The sequence below is a fragment of the Dyella choica genome (assembly GCF_003977665.1).
Taxonomy (GTDB): domain Bacteria; phylum Pseudomonadota; class Gammaproteobacteria; order Xanthomonadales; family Rhodanobacteraceae; genus Dyella_B; species Dyella_B choica.
This window is the reverse complement of record NZ_RYYV01000004.1, coordinates 153,902-177,281: the sequence shown is the minus strand read 5'-3', so window position 1 is coordinate 177,281 and position 23,380 is coordinate 153,902. Positions and strand designations below refer to the sequence as shown.

19 protein-coding genes are annotated in these 23,380 nt (G+C 62.7%); 9 read left to right on the top strand and 10 right to left on the bottom strand.

The window, feature by feature from the left end; all coding sequences use genetic code 11:
- Positions 1-74: 74 nt before the first annotated feature.
- The 3 genes from EKH80_RS06925 to EKH80_RS06915 form a co-directional block, all read right to left on the bottom strand.
- The gene (locus EKH80_RS06925; protein ID WP_126683999.1) at positions 75-623 is read right to left on the bottom strand and encodes a hypothetical protein; all 549 of its coding nucleotides are present in this window, start codon (positions 621-623) and stop codon (positions 75-77) included.
- A 71-nt stretch (positions 624-694) separates the two neighbouring features.
- Positions 695-4,231 carry a hybrid sensor histidine kinase/response regulator gene (locus EKH80_RS06920; RefSeq protein ID WP_126683998.1) on the bottom strand — a complete coding sequence of 1,179 codons (3,537 nt, stop codon included), beginning with the start codon at positions 4,229-4,231 and terminating at the stop codon, positions 695-697.
- A 200-nt stretch (positions 4,232-4,431) separates the two neighbouring features.
- Positions 4,432-4,782: a hypothetical protein gene (locus EKH80_RS06915; RefSeq protein ID WP_126683997.1), complete on the bottom strand. Its 351-nt coding sequence runs from the start codon at positions 4,780-4,782 to the stop codon at positions 4,432-4,434.
- A gap of 216 nt (positions 4,783-4,998) precedes the next feature.
- Here EKH80_RS06915 and chrA point away from each other — a divergent pair, with 216 nt between their 5' ends.
- A complete protein-coding gene (gene chrA / locus EKH80_RS06910; protein WP_126683996.1) occupies positions 4,999-6,387 on the top strand; it encodes a chromate efflux transporter in 1,389 nt (462 codons plus the stop codon).
- Between the two features lie 13 nt (positions 6,388-6,400).
- Here the strand turns inward: chrA and EKH80_RS06905 are convergent, their stop codons facing one another.
- The 3 genes from EKH80_RS06905 to EKH80_RS06895 form a co-directional block, all read right to left on the bottom strand.
- Entirely contained in the window at positions 6,401-7,429 is a 1,029-nt protein-coding gene (locus EKH80_RS06905; protein WP_126683995.1) for a sialidase family protein, read from the bottom strand.
- A gap of 666 nt (positions 7,430-8,095) precedes the next feature.
- Positions 8,096-8,422: a nucleoside triphosphate pyrophosphohydrolase family protein gene (locus tag EKH80_RS06900; RefSeq protein WP_126683994.1), complete on the bottom strand. Its 327-nt coding sequence runs from the start codon at positions 8,420-8,422 to the stop codon at positions 8,096-8,098.
- A 308-nt stretch (positions 8,423-8,730) separates the two neighbouring features.
- The gene (locus EKH80_RS06895) at positions 8,731-9,309 is read right to left on the bottom strand and encodes a hypothetical protein (RefSeq protein ID WP_230473472.1); all 579 of its coding nucleotides are present in this window, start codon (positions 9,307-9,309) and stop codon (positions 8,731-8,733) included.
- Between the two features lie 441 nt (positions 9,310-9,750).
- On the opposite strand from EKH80_RS06895, the gene EKH80_RS06890 reads away from it, so the two are divergent.
- The 5 genes from EKH80_RS06890 to EKH80_RS06870 are packed head-to-tail and all read left to right on the top strand — an operon-like array spanning position 9,751 to position 15,690.
- Entirely contained in the window at positions 9,751-10,278 is a 528-nt protein-coding gene (locus tag EKH80_RS06890) for a winged helix-turn-helix transcriptional regulator (protein WP_126683993.1), read from the top strand.
- Between the two features lie 14 nt (positions 10,279-10,292).
- Complete coding sequence (locus EKH80_RS06885; RefSeq protein ID WP_126683992.1) at positions 10,293-11,399, top strand: HlyD family secretion protein; 1,107 nt, start codon at positions 10,293-10,295, stop codon at positions 11,397-11,399.
- A complete protein-coding gene (locus EKH80_RS06880) occupies positions 11,396-12,973 on the top strand; it encodes a DHA2 family efflux MFS transporter permease subunit (protein WP_230473471.1) in 1,578 nt (525 codons plus the stop codon). The genes EKH80_RS06885 and EKH80_RS06880 overlap by 4 nt, the downstream gene beginning before the upstream one ends.
- A gap of 10 nt (positions 12,974-12,983) precedes the next feature.
- A complete protein-coding gene (locus tag EKH80_RS06875; RefSeq protein ID WP_126683991.1) occupies positions 12,984-14,480 on the top strand; it encodes an efflux transporter outer membrane subunit in 1,497 nt (498 codons plus the stop codon).
- Positions 14,481-14,508: 28 nt separating this feature from the next.
- Positions 14,509-15,690 (top strand): thiolase family protein, encoded by a 1,182-nt coding sequence (locus EKH80_RS06870; protein WP_126683990.1) that lies wholly within the window; start codon positions 14,509-14,511, stop codon positions 15,688-15,690.
- A gap of 181 nt (positions 15,691-15,871) precedes the next feature.
- Here the strand turns inward: EKH80_RS06870 and EKH80_RS06865 are convergent, their stop codons facing one another.
- Entirely contained in the window at positions 15,872-18,259 is a 2,388-nt protein-coding gene (locus EKH80_RS06865) for a phosphoketolase family protein (RefSeq protein WP_126683989.1), read from the bottom strand.
- Positions 18,260-18,481: 222 nt separating this feature from the next.
- Between EKH80_RS06865 and EKH80_RS06860 the strand changes: the two genes are divergently transcribed.
- Both EKH80_RS06860 and EKH80_RS06855 read left to right on the top strand, forming a co-directional pair.
- Positions 18,482-18,751 carry a hypothetical protein gene (locus tag EKH80_RS06860; protein ID WP_126683988.1) on the top strand — a complete coding sequence of 90 codons (270 nt, stop codon included), beginning with the start codon at positions 18,482-18,484 and terminating at the stop codon, positions 18,749-18,751.
- A 111-nt stretch (positions 18,752-18,862) separates the two neighbouring features.
- Complete coding sequence (locus EKH80_RS06855; RefSeq protein ID WP_126683987.1) at positions 18,863-19,705, top strand: polyphosphate kinase 2 family protein; 843 nt, start codon at positions 18,863-18,865, stop codon at positions 19,703-19,705.
- Between the two features lie 34 nt (positions 19,706-19,739).
- Here the strand turns inward: EKH80_RS06855 and EKH80_RS06850 are convergent, their stop codons facing one another.
- Complete coding sequence (locus tag EKH80_RS06850) at positions 19,740-21,125, bottom strand: cytochrome C (RefSeq protein WP_230473470.1); 1,386 nt, start codon at positions 21,123-21,125, stop codon at positions 19,740-19,742.
- 151 nt (positions 21,126-21,276) lie between these two features.
- Between EKH80_RS06850 and EKH80_RS06845 the strand changes: the two genes are divergently transcribed.
- Positions 21,277-21,609 carry a high-potential iron-sulfur protein gene (locus EKH80_RS06845; protein ID WP_126683986.1) on the top strand — a complete coding sequence of 111 codons (333 nt, stop codon included), beginning with the start codon at positions 21,277-21,279 and terminating at the stop codon, positions 21,607-21,609.
- 13 nt (positions 21,610-21,622) lie between these two features.
- Here EKH80_RS06845 and EKH80_RS24325 read toward each other — a convergent pair whose 3' ends face one another.
- Both EKH80_RS24325 and EKH80_RS06840 read right to left on the bottom strand, forming a co-directional pair.
- Positions 21,623-21,748: a hypothetical protein gene (locus EKH80_RS24325; protein WP_268991831.1), complete on the bottom strand. Its 126-nt coding sequence runs from the start codon at positions 21,746-21,748 to the stop codon at positions 21,623-21,625.
- A 607-nt stretch (positions 21,749-22,355) separates the two neighbouring features.
- On the bottom strand, positions 22,356-23,318 hold the full coding sequence (locus tag EKH80_RS06840) for a GlxA family transcriptional regulator (RefSeq protein ID WP_126683985.1): 963 nt from the start codon (positions 23,316-23,318) through the stop codon (positions 22,356-22,358).
- Between the last annotated feature and the right edge of the window lie 62 nt (positions 23,319-23,380).

Here is a 23,380-nt window from a genome sequence, read left to right as displayed (position 1 = left end):
TCAAGAATGCGCTGCTACGAGCAATAGGCTATTTGCCTTGATTTGTGCGGCAAACGCCATGGCGGCCGCTGCGCTCAAAGAAACTTGGCGAACTGGTCGATCGGGCGAACCTTCAATTCGTCCAGGTCCCACGCGAGCAGGCTTGAGACGGCCAGCGTGTCGGCATTGATCTGACGGCGACGGGCCGAAAACAGGCGCAGCAAACGGTTCCGCCAGCGCGCCTGGGTTTGCAGTTCGAAAGTGATCGCGGCGGCCGCCAGACGGGTGAGGTCGGCAGTCAAGCCAAGGCTGATCGCTGCTCGCGCAATCGCCGTCAATCGATCGCGTGACACCAGCTGCCCCCCGCGTTTTTCGATGGAAAGGGGGTTCGCGTCACCAGCTTTCGCTGGTTCCAGCAGCGTGTGATAGAGCAAGGCACACAGCACGCGTTCCACGCGGCGTGCCAAGCGCTGCTCCGGCGGTTCCGGTTCCAGCAAGTTCGCGTCGATGGCGTGCACCTGGGCGCCCCGTGCTCGGCGTGCCATGGCGCCCGGCTCCCGCTGGCTGCCCCCGGCAGGCCAGAGCGGGATCACGTTGCTGGGAGCGTTGCGCTCCGCTTCGAGCAGGAAATTGGAGGTCATCATGGCCTTTGCCATGCATCGACCGTGCCAACCAACGTGCTTGTGGTTTGCGGCAGCCAAGTGGCGTGTAAGGCTCAATCGACTGCTGCTGGAGCGCGCAGCAGGACCGCCGCCAGGGCCTGCGCCAGCTGTTCGCCATGCAGCGGCTTGCGCAGGAAGCCATCCATGCCGGCGGCGTAGGCGCGGCTTTCTTCATCGCCACCGGCACGGGCCGTAATGGCGACCATCGGCAGCGCATCGTCAGCTTGGCGCGAGCGGACCAGCGCGGCCCATTGCAGCCCGTCCAGGCCAGGCAGGTCCAGATCCACCAACGCCGCATCAAAGCGCACTCGTTCGAGCGCCTCCAGCGCGCGCAGCGCGGTGGTTACATGCTCGACGGTGTGCCCTTGCACGGCCAACAAGCCTTCGACGACCGCCGCCACCACCGGGTCGTCCTCCAGCAGCAGCACATGCCAACGTGGGTTTTCGTTGCGGGCGATCGTCGGTGCGGGGTGGGTTGGCGCGGCCATTGCTTGCAGGGGCAGCAACACCTGAAATTGGCTGCCGGAGCGCGGCGCCGATTCGAGCGTGATGGCGCCGCCCATAAGGGTTGCCAGCTCGCGGCAAATGGCCAGGCCCAGGCCGCTGCCCGAGTCGCGCTGCGGGCTGTCCAGTTGCTGGTAGCGCTGGAACAGCTTGGCCTGGTCGGCCGGCGCGATGCCCGGGCCGGTGTCGCTGATGGTGAATTGCAGCCTCTCGGCGTCACAGGTGAGCTCCAGGCGCACTTGTCCGCGTTCGGTGAACTTCACGGCGTTGCCGCTGAGATTGAGCAGGATCTGGCGGATGCGTACGGCATCGCCCAGTACCTGCGCGGGCACGTCATCGGCGATATCCGCACGCAGGGCCAGACCTTTCGCCAAAGCCTTGACCCGCTGCAGCTCAGCCACGTCCTGCAGCAAGGCGCGCGGATCAAAGGGCGCGTGGACCAGCTGCAGGCGGCCCGATTCGATGCGGGCAAGGTCGAGCGCGTCGTTCACCAGCGTGAGCAGGACTTCGCCGGAATTGCGGATGGTCTGCGCGTAGCGTCGCTCGGTTTCGTCCAGCGGGCGGCTCAGCAGCAGTTCGGCCATGCCCAGCACGCCGGTCATCGGGGTGCGGATCTCGTGGCCGAGCTGCGCCAGGAATTCGGTCTTGGCCTGGTTGGCGGTACGCGCCAGCTGGTGCTCCTGGGTGATCAATTCCAGGCGGTGGCGCTGCACCTGGCGGCGGCGCATGGCATGCAGCAGCGCCGCGAACAGCACGGCCAGCAGCAGGGTATAGGCAAGCCAGGCCCACCAGCGCAACCACGGCGCGCGATCTACATGCACGCGCAGCGGCGCGGCCAGCTCGCCCCAGCTGCCGTCAGGGCCTGCAGCTTGCACGTGCAAGCTGAAATCGCCGGCTGGCAGGGGGCTGAAAGTGCGATCGCCGCGAGGTCCGGTATCGACCCAGCCGTTGTCGAGACCATCGAGATGGAAGCGGTACACGTTGCGTTCCGGCGCCATGAAGGACATGGCGCGCGCCATCACGGTGAGGTCGCGATCGTTCCAGGCCAGTGCAATGGAGCTGCTCCCTGGCATCCATTCGCGCACGCCCTTGCGGCCGTGCACACTCAGCGCACTCAGGCGCACTTCCGGCTCACGGTGGCGAGGCTGGATCGCTTGTGGCTGGAAGCCGACGATGCCGTCCTTGGAGGGGGCGTATAGCCATCCATCCGCCAAACGTGCAATCGCATTGCTACCGAAATAGGTGTCGACCAGACCGTTTTGCACGCCGAAGCCGCGTAGGCTGCCGCCGGCCGGGTCGTACAGCCACAGCCCGCTGCGGGTGAACAGCCAGGCGCGGCCGGCGCCGTCCACACGCAGGCTCATCACGCTGTTGATCGTGCGCTGGTCGTTGAGTGGATAGCGGGCCACGCGTGTCGCGTTATTACCCTCGCAGCGATACACGGAAAGGCTGTCGGCGTCCGCTACCCATAGCTCATCCCCATGAAAATCCAACGCGCGAACGAAGCGCCGCTCGACGCCCTGCACGTAGCGCACGGGCTGGCCCGGTTCCCAGCGAGCCATGCCTTTCTCCGTGGCTATCCATAAGGCATGCCCGTGCCAGCGCATATCGTTGCTCGAAGCCGCCGCCAGTCCAGAGTCGGCAAAGGTTGCCGGTTCGCAGTGCGTGCCGTCGGCGGGAGCAACACATAGGCCGGCAGGCACCAGACCCAGGTAGGCACTACCGTTTTCACCCAGTTCCACATTGTATGGTTGCGCAGGCACTACAATGGGCTCGAGGTGACCTTGGCTATAGCGGAAGCTGCCGTTGGAGGCGTTGATCCAGAGCCGGCCGTTTGCGTCCGCGGCCATGCCATAAATATCGTGATGCGCGCCGGGCAGCTGTATCACGGCGGGTTCTACCGCCTGCGTGGCGGGGTTGAGCCGGTCGATGACGCCATCCTCATGACCGACCCACAGTTTGCCGTCCGTCGCGGCGGTCACTGCGGCAAAGGCGCCCGGGCTGAGGCTGGCCGGATCGTCGGGGCGATGGACGCTGCGCGTGAAGTCACGCCAGTCCGGCGACAGATAGGCCAACCCATTATTGGTGCCCAGCCACAGGCCGCCTTCACGATCGCGCAGCAGGCGCAGCACGATCTGGCCGGGCAGGGCGTGGGGCAGCAATGGATCTGCGCCGAAACGATGCACACGCCCATTGCGCTCGCGCAGCACCAGGCCGTTGATGGTGCCTAGCCATAGGCCACCGGCGCCATCGGGCGCGATCGAGAGGACCGGACTAGGCGGAACGCCTGGTACGTGTCGGGCAACACCGCCGTCATGGTCCAGGCGGAACAGGCCGCGCACGGTACCGATCATCAACGCATCGCCGTCGCGAACCAACGTAAAGACCTGGGCCGGGTCCAGTGCGTGACCTTCCTCGCTTTGGAAAGGCACATGGCGGTAACTGCCGTCTCGCTCGCGCAGGTCTACGCCTGTACCCGTGCCGATCCACAGGCGGCCGTCGGGTTCGGAAAGCAGGGCGTGGATCTCATCGCTGGCGAGGCTATTAGGATTGGCCGGATCATGCCGTGCATGCGCGAAGTGATCTTCACCCAGCCAATGATCCAGGCCGCCGTCGCTTAGCCCCACCCAAAGCGTGCCGTCGGGATCTTGCGCCAGGGCTTCGATCTGGTTTTCCCCCAGGCTGGCGGGCGCCTTGTCGCCATGGCGCCAATGCAGGAAGCCGTCGCGTGTGGAGTCATAGCGCGCCAGGCCGTCCTCGCCACCGCTCCACAGCTGTCCCCGCGCATCCGCCAGCAGCGCACGTACGCGATCGGATGGGGCCGCGAAGGCATCGCCGGCGTGGTGCGGCCAGGTCTTGAACTCCTCGCCGTCGTAACGCGTCAATGCCGAGCCGGTAGCTACCCACACATAACCGTCGCGATCCTGCAGCAGGGCGCTGATGGTCGGATCAGGCAGTCCGTCGGCGCTGCCGAAGCGACGGAATTGCGGGGTGGGCGCCGGCATCATGGTCGCCGTTGTTGCCGTGCTAGCGGCAGCCGGCTGCGCGCCGCCGAGCAGCAGGGCGGCAAGCATGAGGGTCAGCATGGGCGCTCCGATGGCCGCGTGGCCTGGCACGGCGCGTGTTCGGTGGCGGTCACTTCGCTCGGTCCTGTCCAATCAGCGGAGCATGATGCCGTGTGCGGGACCTGTTGGAAACGTACCCGGTCACGTAGAGATGCTCTGAGCTATTGCGCGTATCCGTCACCGCGTAGGCTGGGATGGCAATCCCAGCACCGGGACGCCGTTCAGTCACCCTTCTCCAACAAGCCGCGAGCAAAGAAATAAGCCAGCACGGCTGCGAACGCAACGCCTACGGCAAGCAATAGCCAGCGAGCCCGCAGCCAAGTCGTCCGGTAAGTCGAAAGTTGCAACACGACGTCCACCACGTAAGCGGCGCAATAGGCGACATTTGCCGACACAGCCAATACGAACAAGGCGGCAAACAGATCGAAACTCAGTTGGCTGCGCATGATGGGCAGGTTGACGAGGAATACCGCCACTACGACCAGGCCCAGCGCAAGGTTATACAGGATGCGCCGCGGCTCCCAGTATCGAAGGGCGTCGGACAACGCCTGCCTGAAAGTGATATCCGGCATCGGAAGCTCCTTGATGCGGTGGTTGTTCTCGCAAGCCAGCTTTACGTCAGAGGATATCTGCTAATCCTGACCTTCCGCAGCCCGCAGCGGCCGGTGCCCGCGCCCGCCGCCGCACCATTGGACACAGCCGTTCGCAAAGGGCTGTCTGAGCCATTGATCCTTGCTCATCATGAGAACGATCATGACGGCGATTCCACCCGTTGAGCGTTTGACCGCATGGCAACGACGACAGACCACATCGATCCGCGTGCAGCCGAAGTGCCGTCTTTGCGTGAAGCCACCCGTGTCTGGATGAAAGTGGGGCTGCTGAGTTTTGGCGGGCCGGCCGGTCAAATTGCCCTCATGCACCGTGAACTGGTGGAGCGGCACAAGTGGATCAGCGATCAGCGCTTTCTGCATGCGTTGAGCTACTGCATGCTGTTACCCGGTCCGGAGGCCGCCCAGCTTGCCATTTACATCGGCTGGATGCTGCATCGAACGCGAGGCGGGCTTATTGCGGGTTTGCTGTTCGTGCTGCCCGGCTTCGTCACCATTCTGGGCTTGAGCATCGTCTATGCGCTTTATGGGCAGGTTCCGGTCATTGCGGCCGTGTTCTTTGGGTTGAAAGCCGCCGTGCTGGCAGTCGTGGTCGAAGCCGTGCTTCGCATCGGCCGGAAGGCGCTTAAGAATCGGATCATGGTGGGCATCGCCGCGCTGGCCTTTATCGGCATCTACGTCTTCAGGATGCCGTTCCCACTGATCGTTGTGGCGGCGGGTACGCTCGGTGCGCTGGGCAGATGGTGGTTGCCCCGAGGGTTTTCGCCGCCGGCATCGACCGCCATGGATGCATCGTCGGAATACCTCATCGATCGCCTGATCGGGCAGGGGCAACTTCGGCATACGAAGCCGTCTGCGAGACGCTCGATTCGCGTTACGCTGATCTGGATGGCTATCTGGCTCTTGCCCGTCATGGCCGTTATCGGCGCCTTTGGCTTTCGCAGTGTGCTGGCCCAGGAAGGCATTTTCTTTTCCCAGACCGCGGTGGTGACGTTTGGCGGAGCTTATGCCGTATTGGCTTATGTCGCCCAACGCGCGGTCGAGCACTTCCACTGGATTACGCCAGGCCAGATGCTCGATGGATTGGCGCTTGCCGAGACGACGCCCGGCCCTTTGATCATGGTGTTGCAGTTCGTGGGGTTCATGGGTGCTTTTCATCACGAAGCGGCCTTGTCGCCAATGGCTGCTGGCGTGGTGGGTTCGATCCTCACCACGTGGGTAACCTTCGCGCCCTGTTTCCTGTGGATCTTCCTCGGCGCGCCTTATGTGGAAGCCCTGCGCGGCAACCGCACGATCAACGCGGCGCTATCGGCCGTCACCGCAGCCATCGTCGGTGTTGTGCTGAATCTCTCCGTCTGGTTCTCGCTTCATGCGCTTTTCCGGGAAGTCCATCGCTGGGGAGCTTGGTCCATGGAGGTACCGCAATGGCGTTCCGTAAACCTTTTGGCACTGCTCCTGGCGGTGCTGGCGCTAGTGGCCATGCTGCGATGGAAAGTAGGGATGGGCTGGGTTCTGGGTGGCAGCGGCCTGGTTAGCGTGGTGTACATCAGCTTGGCAGGCGGGTTGTAAGGCCGTTTCCGGTTCAGGGGATGACGCTATCCGGTGGAATGACGCGCCCGAGGCCGCCTGCGAAAGGCAGGTGTCCCACATAGACCGAGCAGCCCGGCCCGAACTTCGCGTCCGCACGATCGGCCTTGGTGGCCAGCTCGACGATGCCTCTTCCATCCGGATAGCCGAGCAGTGCCGAAGAGTAGTTCTCGCAATTGATGTGCGTGGCTGTCGGTATGCCGGAAATCGGCACGGGTGCAGGAATACGCTTCCACACGCCACGCCCGTCCGGGTCGTCATTCATGAACAGCACTTGCCCGTCCAGCGGTGCAGGTTGTCCGTTCGCCTGGACGAGATTTCTGCCGACGACAAAGAGGCTGCCGGCCGGATGCGAAGGCGTAGCGATCCACACATTCGAAGGCGCGACCTCGAAGTACTCGCCTTGCTCGTCGGTGGGGCGAAACCCCAGCTTGGCCGGATCGCCAAAATCCCAGCCATCTTTCGAAATGCGCGCGTACACGGCCCCTTGGTGGGCGGAACCCTGCACTTCATAGGTCATGAAGAAGTCGCCAGCGGACAACTGGTTCACCACCGCCATGCCGGGACGATCGCCAGGTACACGGCTTGCGACCGTATCCTTCTCGTCCTGCCAGCCATGACCCTGGAAGTAGTTGCGCATCTGGGCGAGCTTCTGACTATGTGCGGGATCGGTTTCATCGGACCAGAACATCACCAGCGCACCATCCTTGGCGACCTCGAACTGCGGCTCCCATAGCCCATGATGATCGGCATTGCCCCTGACCACGGGGGTGCCCTGAAAGGCCCAGGTCCGGCCGTGGTCATTGCTCAGGTAATACCCAATCGCCGGCGTGTCGCCTTTCAGGTAGGACGCGGCGTAGATCAGAGTTCCTTCCCGGAGCTTGCCCACTGGTCGCGGGAGCTGGAACAAGGTAGAGCAGCAGCGCCACGTCAGGCCATCTGCCGCCGGATCAATCGTGGCGATCACCTGCCAGGTATGGCCATGATCGTAACTCTCGAAAATCTTGTCCTTGGAGCTCGCCACAAGATCGCCTGTGACGCGACCTGTAGCGTCAACGACGCGAACCACTCTCGGGTATCCAGAACTTCCATCGATATGCGATTGGAGCTGGGGCGCAGCGGGAAAAGACATGGCTGCCGTTCCATCCGCTGCGACGGAGGTGGTCATCGTTCGAGCACCCGCGGCCAAGGCCGCGCTCAAGCAGAAAAAGCTTACAACTCCAAAGACATACACAGATGGTTTGCGCATGTTCACACAGCTCCTTATCTATCCCTAATGACGACCAGCCAGCGCACTTCCTCGTCACAGCAGTGAACTTGCCTCTGCTTGTGAGCGACTACGAAATTCGGGACGACGCCTCTCCCCGCAGATACGCTAAACGAGCGCGCCAATGGCGCGTTGACCTGCCATCCGGGAGCAGGCCAAACGATTCAGCGCGCGCTTAGCTTCGAATCCATGCGGCATGGTCGATAGCGAGCGGCGTGTGGCCGGTCGCGACGCGGTCCGGAAACTTCGGGTCGCCTGCAGAACGATTTTATCAATCCGTTGCATCGACCGGCTGAATCCGCAGTCGAATGCGGACACTCAAAAATCCACGGTCGTCCTCTGATCATGGCACGTAACGTCCGTGTTCACGCGCGAGTTTGGTGACGCAAAGCGGCACCGAATTCGTCGCCGTGTGACCTCTTGTTATGTGACAAGCTCGCTAGATACATGTTCGGCTAGCTCTCTGGTGTTTCTGACAAACTCAGCCTCTAAATCAATGCCACACTTATTTGCAAGAACAATAATCGACCACAAACAGTCCGACAATTCATGACCAAGTTTAGCTTTGCAGTTATCAATATCTCGAATACCAGCGTTTGCCTGGATCAGTTTTGCCAGATCGCCTACGTCCCCCACGAAACCAAGCGCAAGTTCTGCTGTGGTCCAGATGCGCCCCCACCTCTTGATCTCAAGCTGTTCGTAGAGCTCGTTTAGCTGTAGTGCCGACTTCTCAAGATCACTGAATTCCATATTGATTGCACCTAACACAGGTTATACGACGCGATGATGATGGTGCCCCCATCGCCATCATTTCAAAGAGATGATTGTAGCAGCGCCTATTCTTTTTCTCGTCATTCCGGCGAAGGCCGGAATCCATGGCAAGTACGAAGCATGGATTGACCAGCTTCGCTGTTGTAAAGCGCCTCGGCCTTCGCCGGAATGACGACCCGCTTTGAAACGGCATCAACGTAACGTAGATTTTTGCGGGAATGATTGCCGGAAAAACGCGGGGATGCCTCAGACTCTGACCCTCGTTCCTGCAAGCGGACCTTACTGCGTCAACCGAGGCCAGAATCACCTACGTCACCGACGGAGTAGACGGCGATGATGCGATAAGGTCCCGGTTCACAGCGGTGAAAGCTGCCTTGCTCGATGACAGCCTTCGCTTCCTCAAAGCTCCCAAGCAGGCAATGCTCGTTAGTAAGTAATTCATCAGCCCGTGCGTTGCATGACAAAGGGGAGCATTCGGGTGCATTTCCAAGCGAAAACGATGTGATGTCGAATCCCTCCAATCTCCGGTTTTTTGGGGTGGCAATCTCGGTGGTAAAGGACAACTCGGGTGTGAATTTTGACCAAGTCTGCGCATCTTCGTCGTATTGAAGCTCGTAGGCTTCGTAGTAGAAAAGCTTTTGTTGCTCCATGGACAGCGAGGCATCGTTGACGATTTCAGCGATGATGTCAGGCGAATCGAACAGCCAGTAGCCGTTGTGCTTCCAGTAGCGGACGTAATCCGTGAAGTCCTTTGATACACAGTTACTGAGAGAGTAGATGTCGGTTACCTGCGCGGCCTTCAGCCACTCAGGACGGCTGGCGACCTGCTTATAGAGATAGCCCAGCGGGATCATGAGTCGTGTCATGGATTTCTAATCGACGGCGCAATTTTTGGCCCGGTCCGTTACGAAGGAAAGGGCCGCTCCGGGTTGAAAGCGGGACCCTTTACAGAATATAGCCCGGGGGCCAGACAGCAGCAGGCCATTCGACCCTGGTCAGCACCAGCAGGGCGTTCAGCGCTGGCCGAAATCAAGGTTCAGCGTGACGAGCATCCGCGCGAAGCGCAGGAAGAGGCTGGCATCCCGCCCCAGGGCGGTGGGGGAATGAACCCCGAATCGACGTCGTTGAGACGCAGGCGCGGAATCTCCCGGGCCAAGGCCATCGCCGCGGCGAGGAGGCCTTGCTTCGAAGTGGCGTAGGCGCCCGTGCCCGGCATCGTGGAGCCGTTGGACGAAGTAACTTGCATAATGATAGTTACTAGGGCATGATACGTACCCATGCAATCCCTGCCTGGGTGGTGAACCGCCATGCAACGAACCAGTTTCAGTGACGCGCGATGCCCGATCGCGCGCAGCCTCGAGCGCGTCGGGGAGTGGTGGAGCATCCTGATTCTGCGCGATGCTTCGCTGGGCATTACGCGTTTCGACGATTTCCAGGCCAGTCTCGGCATCGCGCCGAACATGCTGACGCGGCGCCTACGCGCGCTGACCGAATCCGGCCTGCTGGAGCGGCGGCGCTACAACGACAAGCCGCCGCGCTACGAGTACGTGCTGACGCCGCGCGGGCGCGACTTCCGCCCGGTAATGGTGGCCTTGCTGGCATGGGGCAACCGCCACTTCGCGGTCGAAGGGCCAGCCATGCAGCTGATCGACGAAGTCACCGGTGAAGCGGTCGAGCCGGTGATGGTCGACGCGAAGACGGGCGAGCTGATCGACCGTGCACGTCACAGGATGCAGGCAGGGCCTGCCGCCGACGAACGCATCCGCGCACGCGTCGAAACCTATTTACATCAGCGCGCACAACAGCGTGCGGCGTCAACTCCTTCAGCGCAGTAATTGCGGAGCAAGTCATGAACACCGTGGTAGCCGACAAGCGGCTCGATCTTCCCGACGTGACCGAGGCGCCTCCACGCAGCAAGCGCAAGCTCGCGCTGCGTATCGCCTTGGGCGCTGCATTGCTGGCGGGCGTGGTCTACGGCGTTCACTGGTGGACCGCCGGCCGATTCATCCAGGACACCGACGATGCCTATGTCGGCGGCGACATCACCGTGATCGGGCCCAAGGTGTCGGGCTACGTCACCGTCCTGAATGTCACCGACAACCAACGGGTGCATGCCGGCGAGCTGCTGGTGAAGATCGACGATCGCGACTACCGCGCCGCGCTGGCCAAGGCCGAGGGCGCCGTCGCCGCGCAGGAAGCCTTGCTGTCCAATCTTGACGCCACCGAGCAATTGCAACAGGCCGTCATCAACGAAGCCAAGGCCAGTATTGCCGCTGCCGGCGCCGAAGCCACCCGCGCGCATGACGACGAGGTGCGTTACCGCGACCTGGCCGGACGCGCAGCAGTGTCCGTGGAAAGCGCGCAGCGTGCGGATGCGGAAGACAAGACTGCCCGCGCCAATACCGAAAAGGCCGAGGCGGCGTGGGTCGCCGCGCAGCGCCAGCTCAACGTGATCGCCTCGCAGAAACAGCAGGCGCGCGCGGCCCTGGCGCAAGCGAAAGCGGAGCGAGATATTGCCGCCCTGAACGTGGGCTACACCGAATTGCGCGCGCCGGTGGATGGCGTGATCGGCAATCGCCGTGCGCGGGTAGGCGCGTATGCCGCCGCTGGTACCCAACTGTTGTCCGTGGTGCCCGCGCACGGCTTGTGGGTGGATGCGAATTTCAAGGAAGACCAGTTGGCGCGCATGCAGCCAGGCCAGTTGGTGCGGATTCGCGCCGATGTGCTGCCGGGCCGCGTCTTCCATGGCCGTGTGAGCAGTCTCGCGCCGGCCACCGGCGCCGAGTTCAGCGTATTGCCGCCGGAAAACGCCACCGGCAATTTCACCAAGATCGTGCAGCGCGTGCCGGTGCGCGTCGTGCTGGACAAGCAGGACGACGCGCTTGGACTGCTGCGCCCCGGACTGTCCGTGATTGCCGATGTCGATACGCGCGTATCGGGTGGCGGCGTGCCGTGAACCTCCGCGCCATCCTTACTGCCGCGCCGATCGATCCGTCCAGGCTGGGCAACGCGCAGAAGATCTTCGCCTTCGCCAGCATGTGCGTGGGCATGTTCATCGCGCTGTTGGACATCCAGATCGTATCGGCCTCGCTGCGCGATATCGGCGGCGGGCTCTCGGCCGGCGTGGATGAAACGGCGTGGGTGCAAACCAGCTACCTGATCGCCGAGATCGTGGTGATTCCGTTGTCCGGCTGGTTGTCGCGCGTGTTCTCCACGCGTTGGCTGTTCGCTGCGTCGGCCGTGGGTTTCACGCTCGCCAGTCTGTTGTGCGGCGTCGCCTGGAACATCCAGAGCATGATCGTGTTTCGCGCGCTGCAGGGTTTTCTCGGCGGCTCGATGATCCCGATGGTGTTCACGAGCGCTTTTGTGTTCTTCGGCGGCAAGCAGCGTGTGATCGCCGCGGCGACCATCGGCGCCATTGCCTCGATCGCGCCGACGCTAGGCCCGACGCTAGGCGGCTGGATCACCGATCATTGGTCGTGGCACTGGCTGTTCTACATCAACTTGGTTCCTGGCCTGTTCGTCACCCTAGCGGTGCCGATGCTGGTGAACATCGACTCGCCGGACCTTTCGCTGCTGCGTCGCGCCGACTACCTGGGCATGCTGCTGCTGGCGGTGTTCCTGGGCTGCCTGGAATACACGCTGGAAGAAGGGCCGCGCTGGAACTGGCTGAGCGACAGCACGATTACCGCCACGGCCTGGCTTTCCGGAATTTGCGGGGTGGCGTTCGTGATGCGCAGCCTTACCTACGATCATCCGGTGGTGGACCTGCGCGCGCTGCGCGATCTCAACTTCGCGCTGGGCTGCCTGTTCTCCTTCATCACCGGCATCGGCATTTTCGCCACCATCTACCTCACGCCGATCTTCCTTGGCCGGGTGGAAGGCTATAGCGCCCTGCAGATCGGCGAGGCGGTGTTTTCCACCGGCGTGTTCCAGATCCTCACCATTCCGCTGTATGCCTACCTTGCGCAGCGCTACGACCTGCGCTGGATCCTGATGGCCGGGCTGGCCGTGTTCGCGCTGTCGATGTGGGATTTCACGCCGATCACGCACGACTGGGGCGCGCACCAGCTGCTGCTGCCGCAGGCTTTGCGCGGTGCGGCGCAGCAGCTGGCGGTGCCGCCGGTGGTAACGCTGACGCTTGGCGGATTGCCGCCCGCGCGCCTGCGGCTGGCATCCGGGCTGTTCAATCTGATGCGCAACCTCGGCGGCGCCATCGGCATCGCGGTCTGCGCGACGATCCTCAACGATCGCACCAACCTGCATTTCTACCGGTTGGCCGAGCATCTGAATACGACCAACGAGTCGATGAACCAGTGGCTCGCGCAAAGCGCCGGACAATTCGCGGCCGTGGGTGATCCCAACGGGGAGTTTCGCGCCTTGTGGCAGCTCACCTTCCGCGAGGCGCAGACGCTCTCCTACGCGGATGCGTTCCTCGCCATCACCATCTGTTTTGTGCTTGCCACCGTCCTGGTTCCGTTGATGCGCAAGGTGGTGCCACCTCCCGCGCCTTCGGCCGACGCGCACTGAGGACTGTCTTATGCGTTCGTTATCCCTGCTTGTTCCCGCCGTGCGCCGCGCGCTCGCACCCACCGTATGGCTGGCCATGGCCGCCACGGGATTGGCCGGCTGCATGGTCGGCCCCGACTACACCAGGCCGGCGGTGTCGGTGAATGAGCACTACGTCGGGCAGCAGCCACTGGCTCAGCGCACGGCTGCGTCGGCCGCGCCAGCGCTCGACACCTGGTGGACGGGCTTCGACGATGCGGAACTTGCGCGCATCATCGGTCGCGTGACCGCGCAGAACCTTGACCTGGCGGCCGCGATGGCGCGTGTCGATCAGGCGCGCGCGGCCGCACGGGAAGCGGGCGCTGCTCTGCTGCCGCAAGGCAGCCTGGATGCGCAGGTGGCGCGTCAGTATCAGTCAGTTGAAGGACCGCTCGGCGAAATCGGCAGCGCCCACCCGGGCTACCGTCGCAATCAGACGCTGGAAACCATCAGTGCGGGTGCGAGCTGGGAACTGGACCTGGCCGGCGGCCTGCACCGCGGCGTTGAAGCAGCGCAGGCGGAAGCGCAGGCGGCGGAGGCCTCCGGCGTAGGCGTACGCGTTTCGCTCGCGGCGGAAGCGGCTGATGCGTATTTCCGCGTGCGCGGTGCGCAGGCGCGTATCGCGCTGGCGCAACAGCAGGTGGATACGGAACAGCGTTTGCTGGATCTGGTGCAACTGCGCCTTGCCGGCGGCCTGGCCACAGCGCGCGAACAGGCGCAGGCCGAAGCGCTGGTGATGCAGGCACGCGCCATCCTGCCGCCCCTGCAAATCGAACTCGAACAGCAGCTCAATCGACTCGATGTGCTGATGGGGGCTGCGCCCGGCGCGTATCGCAACGAAGTGCTCGCCAGCGCGCAGAACTTCGTCGTGCCTTCCATCAAAACCGGGGGTGGCCCGGCGATGCTGTTGCAGCGACGCCCGGACGTGATCGCAGCGGAGCGCCGGCTGGCCGCATCGAATGCGCGCATCGGCGAAGCGACGGCCGAGTACTACCCCAAGGTATCGCTGAGTGCGTTGCTGGGATTGGAGAGCCTGCATACCGGCAGCTTGTTCACCTCCGCAGCGTTCCAGCCGCAAGCCGCGCTCGGCCTGCATTGGCGCCTGTTCGACTTCGGTCGCGTGGATGCCGAAGTGGCGCAGGCCAAGGGCGCGAACGCGGAAGCACTGGCTACGTATCGCCAATCGATGCTGCGCGCCACCGAAGATGTCGAAAACGCGATCGTCGCCTTGAGCGAACTCGAACATGAGCACGACGTGCTGGCCAAGGAAGTCGACGCGCACGAGCGTGCGCGTGCGGCGGCCGAGGATGCCTACAAAGGCGGTGCCGTCAGCCTGCTAGAAGTGCTGGATGAAGATCGCCAATTGCTCGCCTCGCGCGACCAGCTGGCGCGCGTACATGCCGATGATGCGCGCGCTGCGGTTGCTACTTTCCGTGCGCTTGGCGGCGGCTGGGCAGCTGTTGCCGATACGCGCACAGCAAGCCGCTGACCTCTCTTTCCCCCAACGGAGTTTCCCCATGCAACGCGATATCGTGCTTTGCCATCCTCTTCGCACCGCGATCGGCGGCTTCAACGGCGCCTTGCGCGACGTGCCCGCCACCACCCTCGGCGCGACGGTTATCCGCGCGGTGCTGGAGCGCGCCGGCCTTGCCGCCGATGCCGTCGACGGCGTCGTGATGGGGCAAGTGGTGCAGGCAGGTAGCGGCATGAATCCGGCGCGCCAGGCTGCGATCCACGGAGGATTGAACGTGTCGGTGCCGGCGATGACGGTGAACCGCGTGTGCGGTTCGGGCGCGCAGGCGATCGTCTCCGCCGCGCAGGACATCCTGAGCGGGCAGGGCCAGCTGATGCTGGCCGGCGGCATGGAGAACATGGATCGCGCCCCGTACCTGGTGAGCAACGGCCGCTGGGGTTATCGGATGGGCCACGCGCAGATCTACGACAGCATGTTGCTCGATGGCCTGCATGATGCGTTCTCGCAGAAGCATTCGGGCTGGCATACCGAGGACCTGGTCGCGAAACATAAGGTGGATCGCGAAACGCAGGACCGCTGGGCGTTGCGCTCGCAGCAACGCTTCGTCGCAGCGCGCGATGCCGGGCATTTCGAGGCCGAGATCGTGCCGGTGGAAGTTCCCACGCGCAAAGGCGTCGAACGCTTCGACCGCGACGAGGCGCCGCGGCCGGATACCACGTTCGAAGCGCTGGCGCGCCTGAAGCCCGCCTTTCGCGAAGACGGCAGCATCACCGCCGGCAATGCGCCTGGTTTGAACAGCGGTGCGGCGGCGATGTTGGTGGCCGAGCGCGGTGTGGCCGAGGCGCGCGGGCTGGCGCCGGTGGCGCGGCTGGCCGGTTTTGCCATAACGGCGGTGGAGCCGGGCATGTTCGGCATCGCGCCGGTTTCGGCGGTGCGGCTGGCGGTGCAGCGCGCCGGCTGGCAACTCGGCGAGGTCGAGCGCTTCGAGATCAACGAAGCCTACGCCGCCATCGCGATCATCGTGGCCAATGAGCTGGGCCTGGACCATGCACGCGTCAATGTGGAAGGCGGTGCGGTGGCGCACGGGCATCCGATCGGCGCAACTGGCGCGATTCTCACCACTCGCCTGCTGCATGCCATGCAGCGCGAAGGATTGCGCCGTGGCGTGGTGACGCTGTGCATTGGTGGCGGGCAGGGTATTGCGCTGGCTCTTGAAGCGCTTTGATGCATCAGCTTCCTCCCGTACGTGTATTAGGGGCCGCGCTATCTTTCTCCCCCTGCAAGCAGGGGGAGGAGCTTGCTTCGGGCACGGCTTGAGCTGTGCGATTTTCCCAGGACGGCAGTGGGCGTGGCCGGATTGACGAGACGTGTTGAAATAGCCTGTAGAGCAGGGCGATGATCCCTGCCTACACCTCGACGGCCTGTTTGCCCGCCAATCCATGCGCAGGCCAGCGCCAGGACCGTACCTCCGGCATGTCCTCGCCGTGTTCGCTGATGTACAGCTTGTGCCTTTCCATGATCGACCAGTAACGCTCGATCGCGTGACCGACGTACTTGTTGAAACGCGGAATGCGCATGATGGCGTCCAGTGCCAGTTGATAACGGTCCAGGTTGTTGAGTACCACCATGTCGAACGGCGTGGTGGTCGTACCTTCGTCCTTGTAGCCGCGTACATGGATGCGATCCGAGCAGCTGCGGCGGTAGGTAAGTTTGTGGATCAAGGAAGGGTAGCCGTGGAAGGCGAAGACGACCGGTTTGCCCGAGGTGAACAGCGCGTCGAAGTCGCGATCGGACAAGCCGTGCGGATGCTCGGACTGCGGCTGCAACACCATCAAGTCCACCACGTTCACCACCCGAATGCGGATATCGGGCAAATAGCCGCGTAGCAGTGTCACGGCAGCCAGGCATTCGAGCGTGGGCACATCACCGGCGCAGACCATCACCACGTCCGGATCGCCGTCGTCGTTGCTGGCCCACTCCCAGATGCTGGCACCGGCGGCGCAATGCATGACCGCGGCATCGATATCCAGCCACTGCCACTCGGGCTGCTTGCCGGCCACGATCAAATTGACGTAATCACGGCTGCGCAGGCAGTGATCCGCCACCGAGAGCAGGCAATTGGCATCCGGTGGCAAATAAATGCGGACCACCTCCGCCTTCTTGTTCGCCACGATATCGATGAAGCCCGGGTCCTGGTGCGAGAAGCCGTTGTGATCCTGCCGCCACACATGCGAGGTAAGCAGGTAATTGAGCGACGCGACCGGCGCGCGCCAGGGAATGTGGCGACTCACTTTCAGCCACTTGGCATGCTGGTTGAACATCGAGTCGACGATGTGGATGAAGGCCTCGTAGCATGAAAAAACCCCGTGGCGGCCACTGAGCAGATAGCCCTCCAGCCAGCCTTCGCACAGATGTTCGCTGAGTACCTCCATGACCCGGCCGTCGGCACTCAAATGATTGTCATGGGCTTCGAAGCCGGCTTGCCAGGCCTTGCCGGACACCTCATACACCGCATCCAGCCGGTTGGACGCCGTCTCGTCCGGGCCGAACAGGCGGAAATTGCGCTGCGAGAGGTTGAGCCGCATCACTTCGCGCAGGAATGTGCCCAGCACACGCGTGGCTTCCGCCTCGACGGCGCCCGGTTGCGGCACGTCGACGGCATGCTCGCGAAAATGCGGCATGACGAGCGGCTTGAGCAGTTCGCCACCGTTTGCGTGCGGGTTCGAACCCATGCGGCGGTGCCCGGTCGGTGCCAGTGCAGCGTATTCCTCGCGCAAGCGACCATCGTCATCGAACAGCTCTTCGGGCTTGTAGCTCCTCATCCAGGCTTCCAACTGCGCCAAGTGGGCAGGCTTATCGAACTGCGCCAGCGGTACCTGGTGCGCACGCCATGTGCCTTCCACTTGCACCCCGTCGACGAAATCAGGTCCGGTCCAGCCCTTGGGGGTGCGCAAAACCAGCATCGGCCAGCGCGGACGCGCATCGCTCTGGCCGGAGCGTGCGGCCTCCTGAATGGCCCGGATGCTGGCCAGGATGCGGTCGAATGCACCAGCCAGATCTTGATGAACAACCAACGGATCGTTGCCTTCGACGAACCATGGCTCATAGCCGTAGCCATGGAACAGGTCGATCAACTCTTCACGGGTGATGCGCGAAAGAAGAGTAGGGTTGGCGATCTTGAAACCGTTCAGATGCAGGATCGGCAGCACCGCGCCATCATGCGCCGGGTTGAGGAACTTGTTGGAATGCCAGCTCGCTGCCAGCGCGCCGGTTTCCGCTTCACCATCGCCGACCACGCAAGCCACGATCAGGTCCGGGTTGTCGAATGCCGCGCCGAACGCATGCGCCAGCGAGTAGCCGAGTTCGCCTCCCTCGTGAATTGAGCCGGGTGTTTCCGGCGCCACATGGCTGGGTACGCCGTATGGCCAGGAGAATTGGCGGAACAGGCGCGCCATCCCATGACGGTTGCGTTCGACCGCTGGATAGCGTTCGGTGTAGGAGCCTTCCAGATACGTTTGTGCGAGCAGCGCAGGACCGCCATGGCCGGGGCCGGTCATGAACAGCATGTTGAGATCATGCTGCTTGATCAGCCGGTTCAGATGCACATACAGCAGGTTCAGGCCCGGCGTGGTGCCCCAGTGCCCGAGCAGGCGCGGCTTGATATGCGCGCGTTCCAGTGGTTTTTCCAGCAAGGGGTTGTCGCGCAGATAGATCTGGCCGACCGAGAGGTAATTGGACGCGCGCCAATACGCATCCATCCGCTGCAATTGGTGTGGCGACAAGGGGTTTTGCATGGGAAATTTCCGCGGCTGACTCTGGGACAGGTTTACGCCGTGCGCGGAAACGTCGTTTGACATACATCAAGGCACGGTGGGCTGGATGACAATCGCGGCGTCAAGTGTTTCGCACGCATGCATGGCAATGCGGTTTCCTGGAAGGGCGGACTTGATTTGGATCAACGCCCCTCTGGGCCCAGGCATGACACAGTATTGTCATGGTTGCGAAGGTTTCACGCTGTGTCCCCGGCCGATGACGTGATCGATTTCTACATCGTGTTGCTGCACTACGCGGCCATCGAACGCGGGTCATGGCTGATCTGCGCCGGGCCGGCTTCCCATTGCCTTGCCGTGCATGAAGACCAGGCCTCCGCCATCGCCCACGCCCGCCGCATGGCGGACTATCGCGTCAGTGCCGGCAGGGCGGCGCAGATCCATGTGCGGGACGAGGGCGACCGCTTCTGGAAAACCATCTGGTGCTCGGCGGGTACTGAGCCGAAACACCCGTAGTCACGGTCCACGGATTAGGGAAGCTCTGATTTTTTCAGACCTCCTTAGATTTCCGGGGACAGCTCCGATACATTAACCATTCCCATGCCGATGACCGCCGGGAGCGTGGATATGGGTTACCGCGAGGAATTCTTGGTGAAGCCGGGCGCGAAACCGCAGCTTGGCGATATCGATCCTGCCTACAAGGGTAAGCACAAGTCGCACGAAAAGGCCGCCCTGGTGATTGCCGAATCGTTGGCGCAGATCGGCCAATGGCAATATCTGCTGCACGCCGATGCGAGCCAATCGCTGCTCATCGTGCTGCAGGGGTTGGATGCGGCAGGCAAGGATGGCGTCATCCGGCACATCTTCACCGGAATGGATCCGCAGGGGACGCGGGTCTTTGGCTTCAAGCAACCCAGCGCGGAAGATCTCGCGCATGACTTTCTTTGGCGAATCCACCAGCGCGCGCCCGGCCGTGGCGAAGTGGTCATCTTTAACCGCTCCCACTACGAAGACGTGCTGGTGGTGCGCGTCCACGAGCTGGTGCCGCGCGAGGTGTGGTCCAGGCGCTACGAACTGATCAACGACTTCGAGAAGATGCTGGCACAAAACGGCACGCGTATCCTGAAGTTCTATTTGCATATCAGCCCCGAAGAGCAGCTTGAGCGCTTCAAGCGCAGACTCGAAGATCCGGCGCGGCAGTGGAAGATCAGCGAGAGCGACTACGCTGAGCGCGCGCTATGGGGCGAATACATGCAGGCCTACGAGGAAGCGATCGAGCGCACCAGCACCAGGCTTGCGCCGTGGTTCGTGATCCCTGCCAACCACAAGTGGTTTCGCGACCTGGCCATCTCGCAAATCGTCGCCGAGACGATGAGCGAGATGGATTTGAAGACGCCGCCGCCGCGGGTCGACCTGGCGGACATTCGCAAGAAATACCATGCCGCCATGCGCGGACCGGATCAGGCGTAATCGACTGGACTTGCTCCCGCCACTGTCCAGCGGATCAGAACGCCAGCCACACGTAGAAATAGAGCGTGTTGTTGTCCGACGCACGCCGTCCTGCGCCATCCACGTTGTAGACGAGGCCACTGAAGCGCGTGTACCAGGTGTACTGCAAGCCCAGACGCACGTTTGCATACGGCTGAGCCCAGGAATCGGCCTGGCCGAAAGGATTCCAGTTCAACTCCATGATGCCGCCGTTGGTGTTGGGGCTGCCGTTGTTGCCGTACAGGATCAGGTCCTTGCTGCCGTCGTTGGCGAACGCGCCCAGCGTCACGCCCCAGGTGTTCTTGTACCAATAGCTGGCGTTGGCGTTGAGGGCATGCAGGTTGTTGTGAAGGTTCGATGAGCCGCCTGACAAATACGTGGCATCCAGCCTTTGCTGCTCGGTCAGGTACAGGGCGTTGACAGTGACGATGTGGTGACTGCCGTTCAAGAGCTGGTAGCTGGCATCCACGCCATAATCATGGAACTTGTCGGTGGGGCCGGCCATGGCAGCGGGTTTGCCTTGCGCATTGGCGCCGACCTGCCCCCGCGCCGTCTCGAAAACAAATCCGCCCAGCTCGACGTTGCCGTTGGGAAGATTCCACGTATACGCCATGCGTGCATAAGGCGAGACGCCCTCCAATCGTCCGGTGAAATGGGCATTGACGTCGCGCAGGAACGCGGGCGAAAGCGAACGGTAGATGCCGGTTTCCAGATACAGCGCATTGTTCCATTGCGTATAGGCATTCAAGCCGATGACTTGCTGCGCGAGAGCGCCAATCAGAATGGGAGTGGCCGGCGATCCAAAGGCGAGATTGGATGACATGTAGGGGTACTGCCAGGCCGGCGCGGTATTGAACACATCCGTCAGGCTGGGATTGTTGTTGAGCGACAGGCCCCAGATCGCCGGATGGCCCGCGACCGTGATGGACCGGGCATAGCGCAGGTCGCTGTTGTCCCAGCCAAGCAAACCGCCGTTCTGCGAATAAGTACCTTGCGCGAGGATGCCAAGGTTATCGGCAAGGCGGCCGACCACGAAGATGGACGCCTGTTGCAGCTCGACGTTGTCGTTGGTGCTGAAGTTGTTGGCCGGCGGCGAGGTCTGCGCTTTGGCGGTATGCGTATACGTTTCGACCAGCATGAGCGACAGCGGTACCTTGGTGTCGTTACCTACGCTAAGCGTGTAGCCCATCAATTTGAACTGCCGGCCGAAAGGGGTGAGCTGCGGTCCGAAGCCGCCGATGTGGCAGGCGGTGCAGGGCTGGTGCGTCTGGCGCGCAAAAGACGGTACGGCATGGCTGGTGGAAGGGGCGAGCAGCAGCACCAGCAAGCCCAGGGCAAAAGCCAGAGTGCTGCAGGAGAGGTATCGGCTCAGGGTGCGCACGCACGTGGTTTTGCCGGCCATGTTTTTTCCCCTACGTGATGGGCGTCTACGCTCCGCAAGGAGCTGGGGAAAGCTTGCGCGTCTTGCGCGGGCTTCGTTTGATCTACGTCAAACGAACGATGCGGGCGATGGCTAGATTGGCACCATCCAGTCAATCACGTGGGGAACGGCCATGTCACTGCCCAACCGAAGCATCGAATCCCGCCGCCGCTTCCTGCAGCTGTTGGCCATCACCGCGGGTGGCGTCTGCATGGGTGGCATACCCCTGTTCGTGCGTGCCGGAGAACTGCCGCACCTTACCGATGCGGACCCCACCGCAAAGGCGATGAATTACATCGAAGACGCCACCGCATCCAAGAACGCGCTGTACCGGGTCGGGAGTCTATGTGCCAACTGCCAGTTCTATCGTGGTCCCGACGCGGGTTACGGCATCTGCCAGCTATTCCCGGGCAAGGCCGTGAATGCGAAGGGCTGGTGCTCGTCCTATACGCTGCAGAAGGCGTGAGACCAGGGATACCTCATGCGCGCACCCGCCAAGCCGATGCATCGACGACAAAGGTGCCGCCATCCCTGGCGAGGGTGGCGAGTCGCCGGATGGCGCACATGACATAGGTTTCGACTTCGATTGCCAGTCCGGACGCCACGATCGGGTTACCGGGATAACCCGCTGGTGGTGGACCGACAAGGATGGCAAACCAATTCCTGGTTCCACCAAGACCGCGCCGCCCGCTCCTGGCGGAGTTGGCATCAGCACTAGCGGCAGCATCACAGAGGCAAGCTGGACGCCGCCTAACGTCAACAATCCGGAAATTCCCATTCCGAAGACCGGTAGCGGCGAACTACCCAATGACGTCCACTGGAATGCCGACGGCAAGTTCCCATGGGGCAGAACGGTCTCCTCGACTAGCCGGCACAATCTATCGAAGGGTGAAGCTCTCGCCGTCATCCGTGTGCTCGGCGACGTAATGGCGGCGACGTGGACAGGCTTGCGAGCAGATCTCGACAAAGGGATTCGGAAGGACGAGTGAAGGAATAACTGGACTCGCCACAACATTGTCCGCCTACGACGGCATTGATGAGGCACGCAGCAGCAGGGTATTGATTCTCGTCAAGCGTAGGCTGGGATGACAATCCCAGCACAAAAGGTGCAATGAGTGCTGGGATTCCATCCCAGCCTACGCCGCATTGAAGGTCGCTGCTTTGCGGGTCTCAATGAAGCCGTACGGGTGGGCCGCGCCAGGACGCAAATGCTCAGTCCCTGGGACGCAACTCGCGGATACCCTTGCCAAGCCGCCGGCGCAGCAGGGTGCGCAGGGTTACGCCGTCCGCATACCCGACCTGTTCGGCGATCTGATCGACGCTGTGCTTGCTGGTTTTCAGCAAATGAACCGCGCGCTCGATGCGTAGATCCTGGATGTATTCCAAGGGCGTTTTGCCCAATACGTCGGCGAGACGCCGCGACAAAGTGCGCTTGCTCGTTCCTAGCGCTTCGGCGATCGAATCGAGCGCGAGCGACGAATCAAGCCGTTCACGCACCCAACGGTCGAAACGCTCGATCAAGGGATCGGAGTGGGCGAGGTGATCGGAAATCACATAGCCCGACTGGGACAGGCGCGAGTCGAAAACCAGGTATTTGGCGACGAGGGCGGCCAGTTCGGGGCTGTTGTTGCGGATCAGCCACAGGGCAAGGTCCAGGTGACTGAGCGCTGCGCCTGCCGTCACCATGACGCCGCTGGGAACGACCAGGCGATGCGCATCCAGGCGCACATCCGGATAGCGTTGGTGGAACACCGGTGAGAGCCACCAGGTGGTGGTGGCTTCGCAGCCGTCGAGCAGGCCGCTTTCGGCCAGGATGAACGTGCCGGTACAAGCTGCCGCAAGGCGGGCGCCGGCGTCATGCCAACGACGCAATACGCCAAGCGCATCCACCACGTCGCTGCGCGCAAGCGTGGGTAACAGCCGCTCCGGCACGATGTTGGCGAGCGCCGGCACGATCACCCAATCGGGAGTCGGCGTGTCCGCCACTTCGCATACCGGCACCTGCAGCCCGAGCGCAGTGCGCACTTGCGGGCGCACACCCATCAACGTGAAGTCAAAACCCGGCGTGGGTATGCCGGTCCACTGCGCGAGCGTATTGGCCGTCGCCAGCGCATCGAGCACCGTCGTCAGCCCGGTATCGAACATCCCTTCCAGGGCAAGGATGGCAATTTTCATGGCGCGATCGATATCAAATATGTCAATCGGGACAGTATTGGCCCGGGCGACCCGTTTGTAAA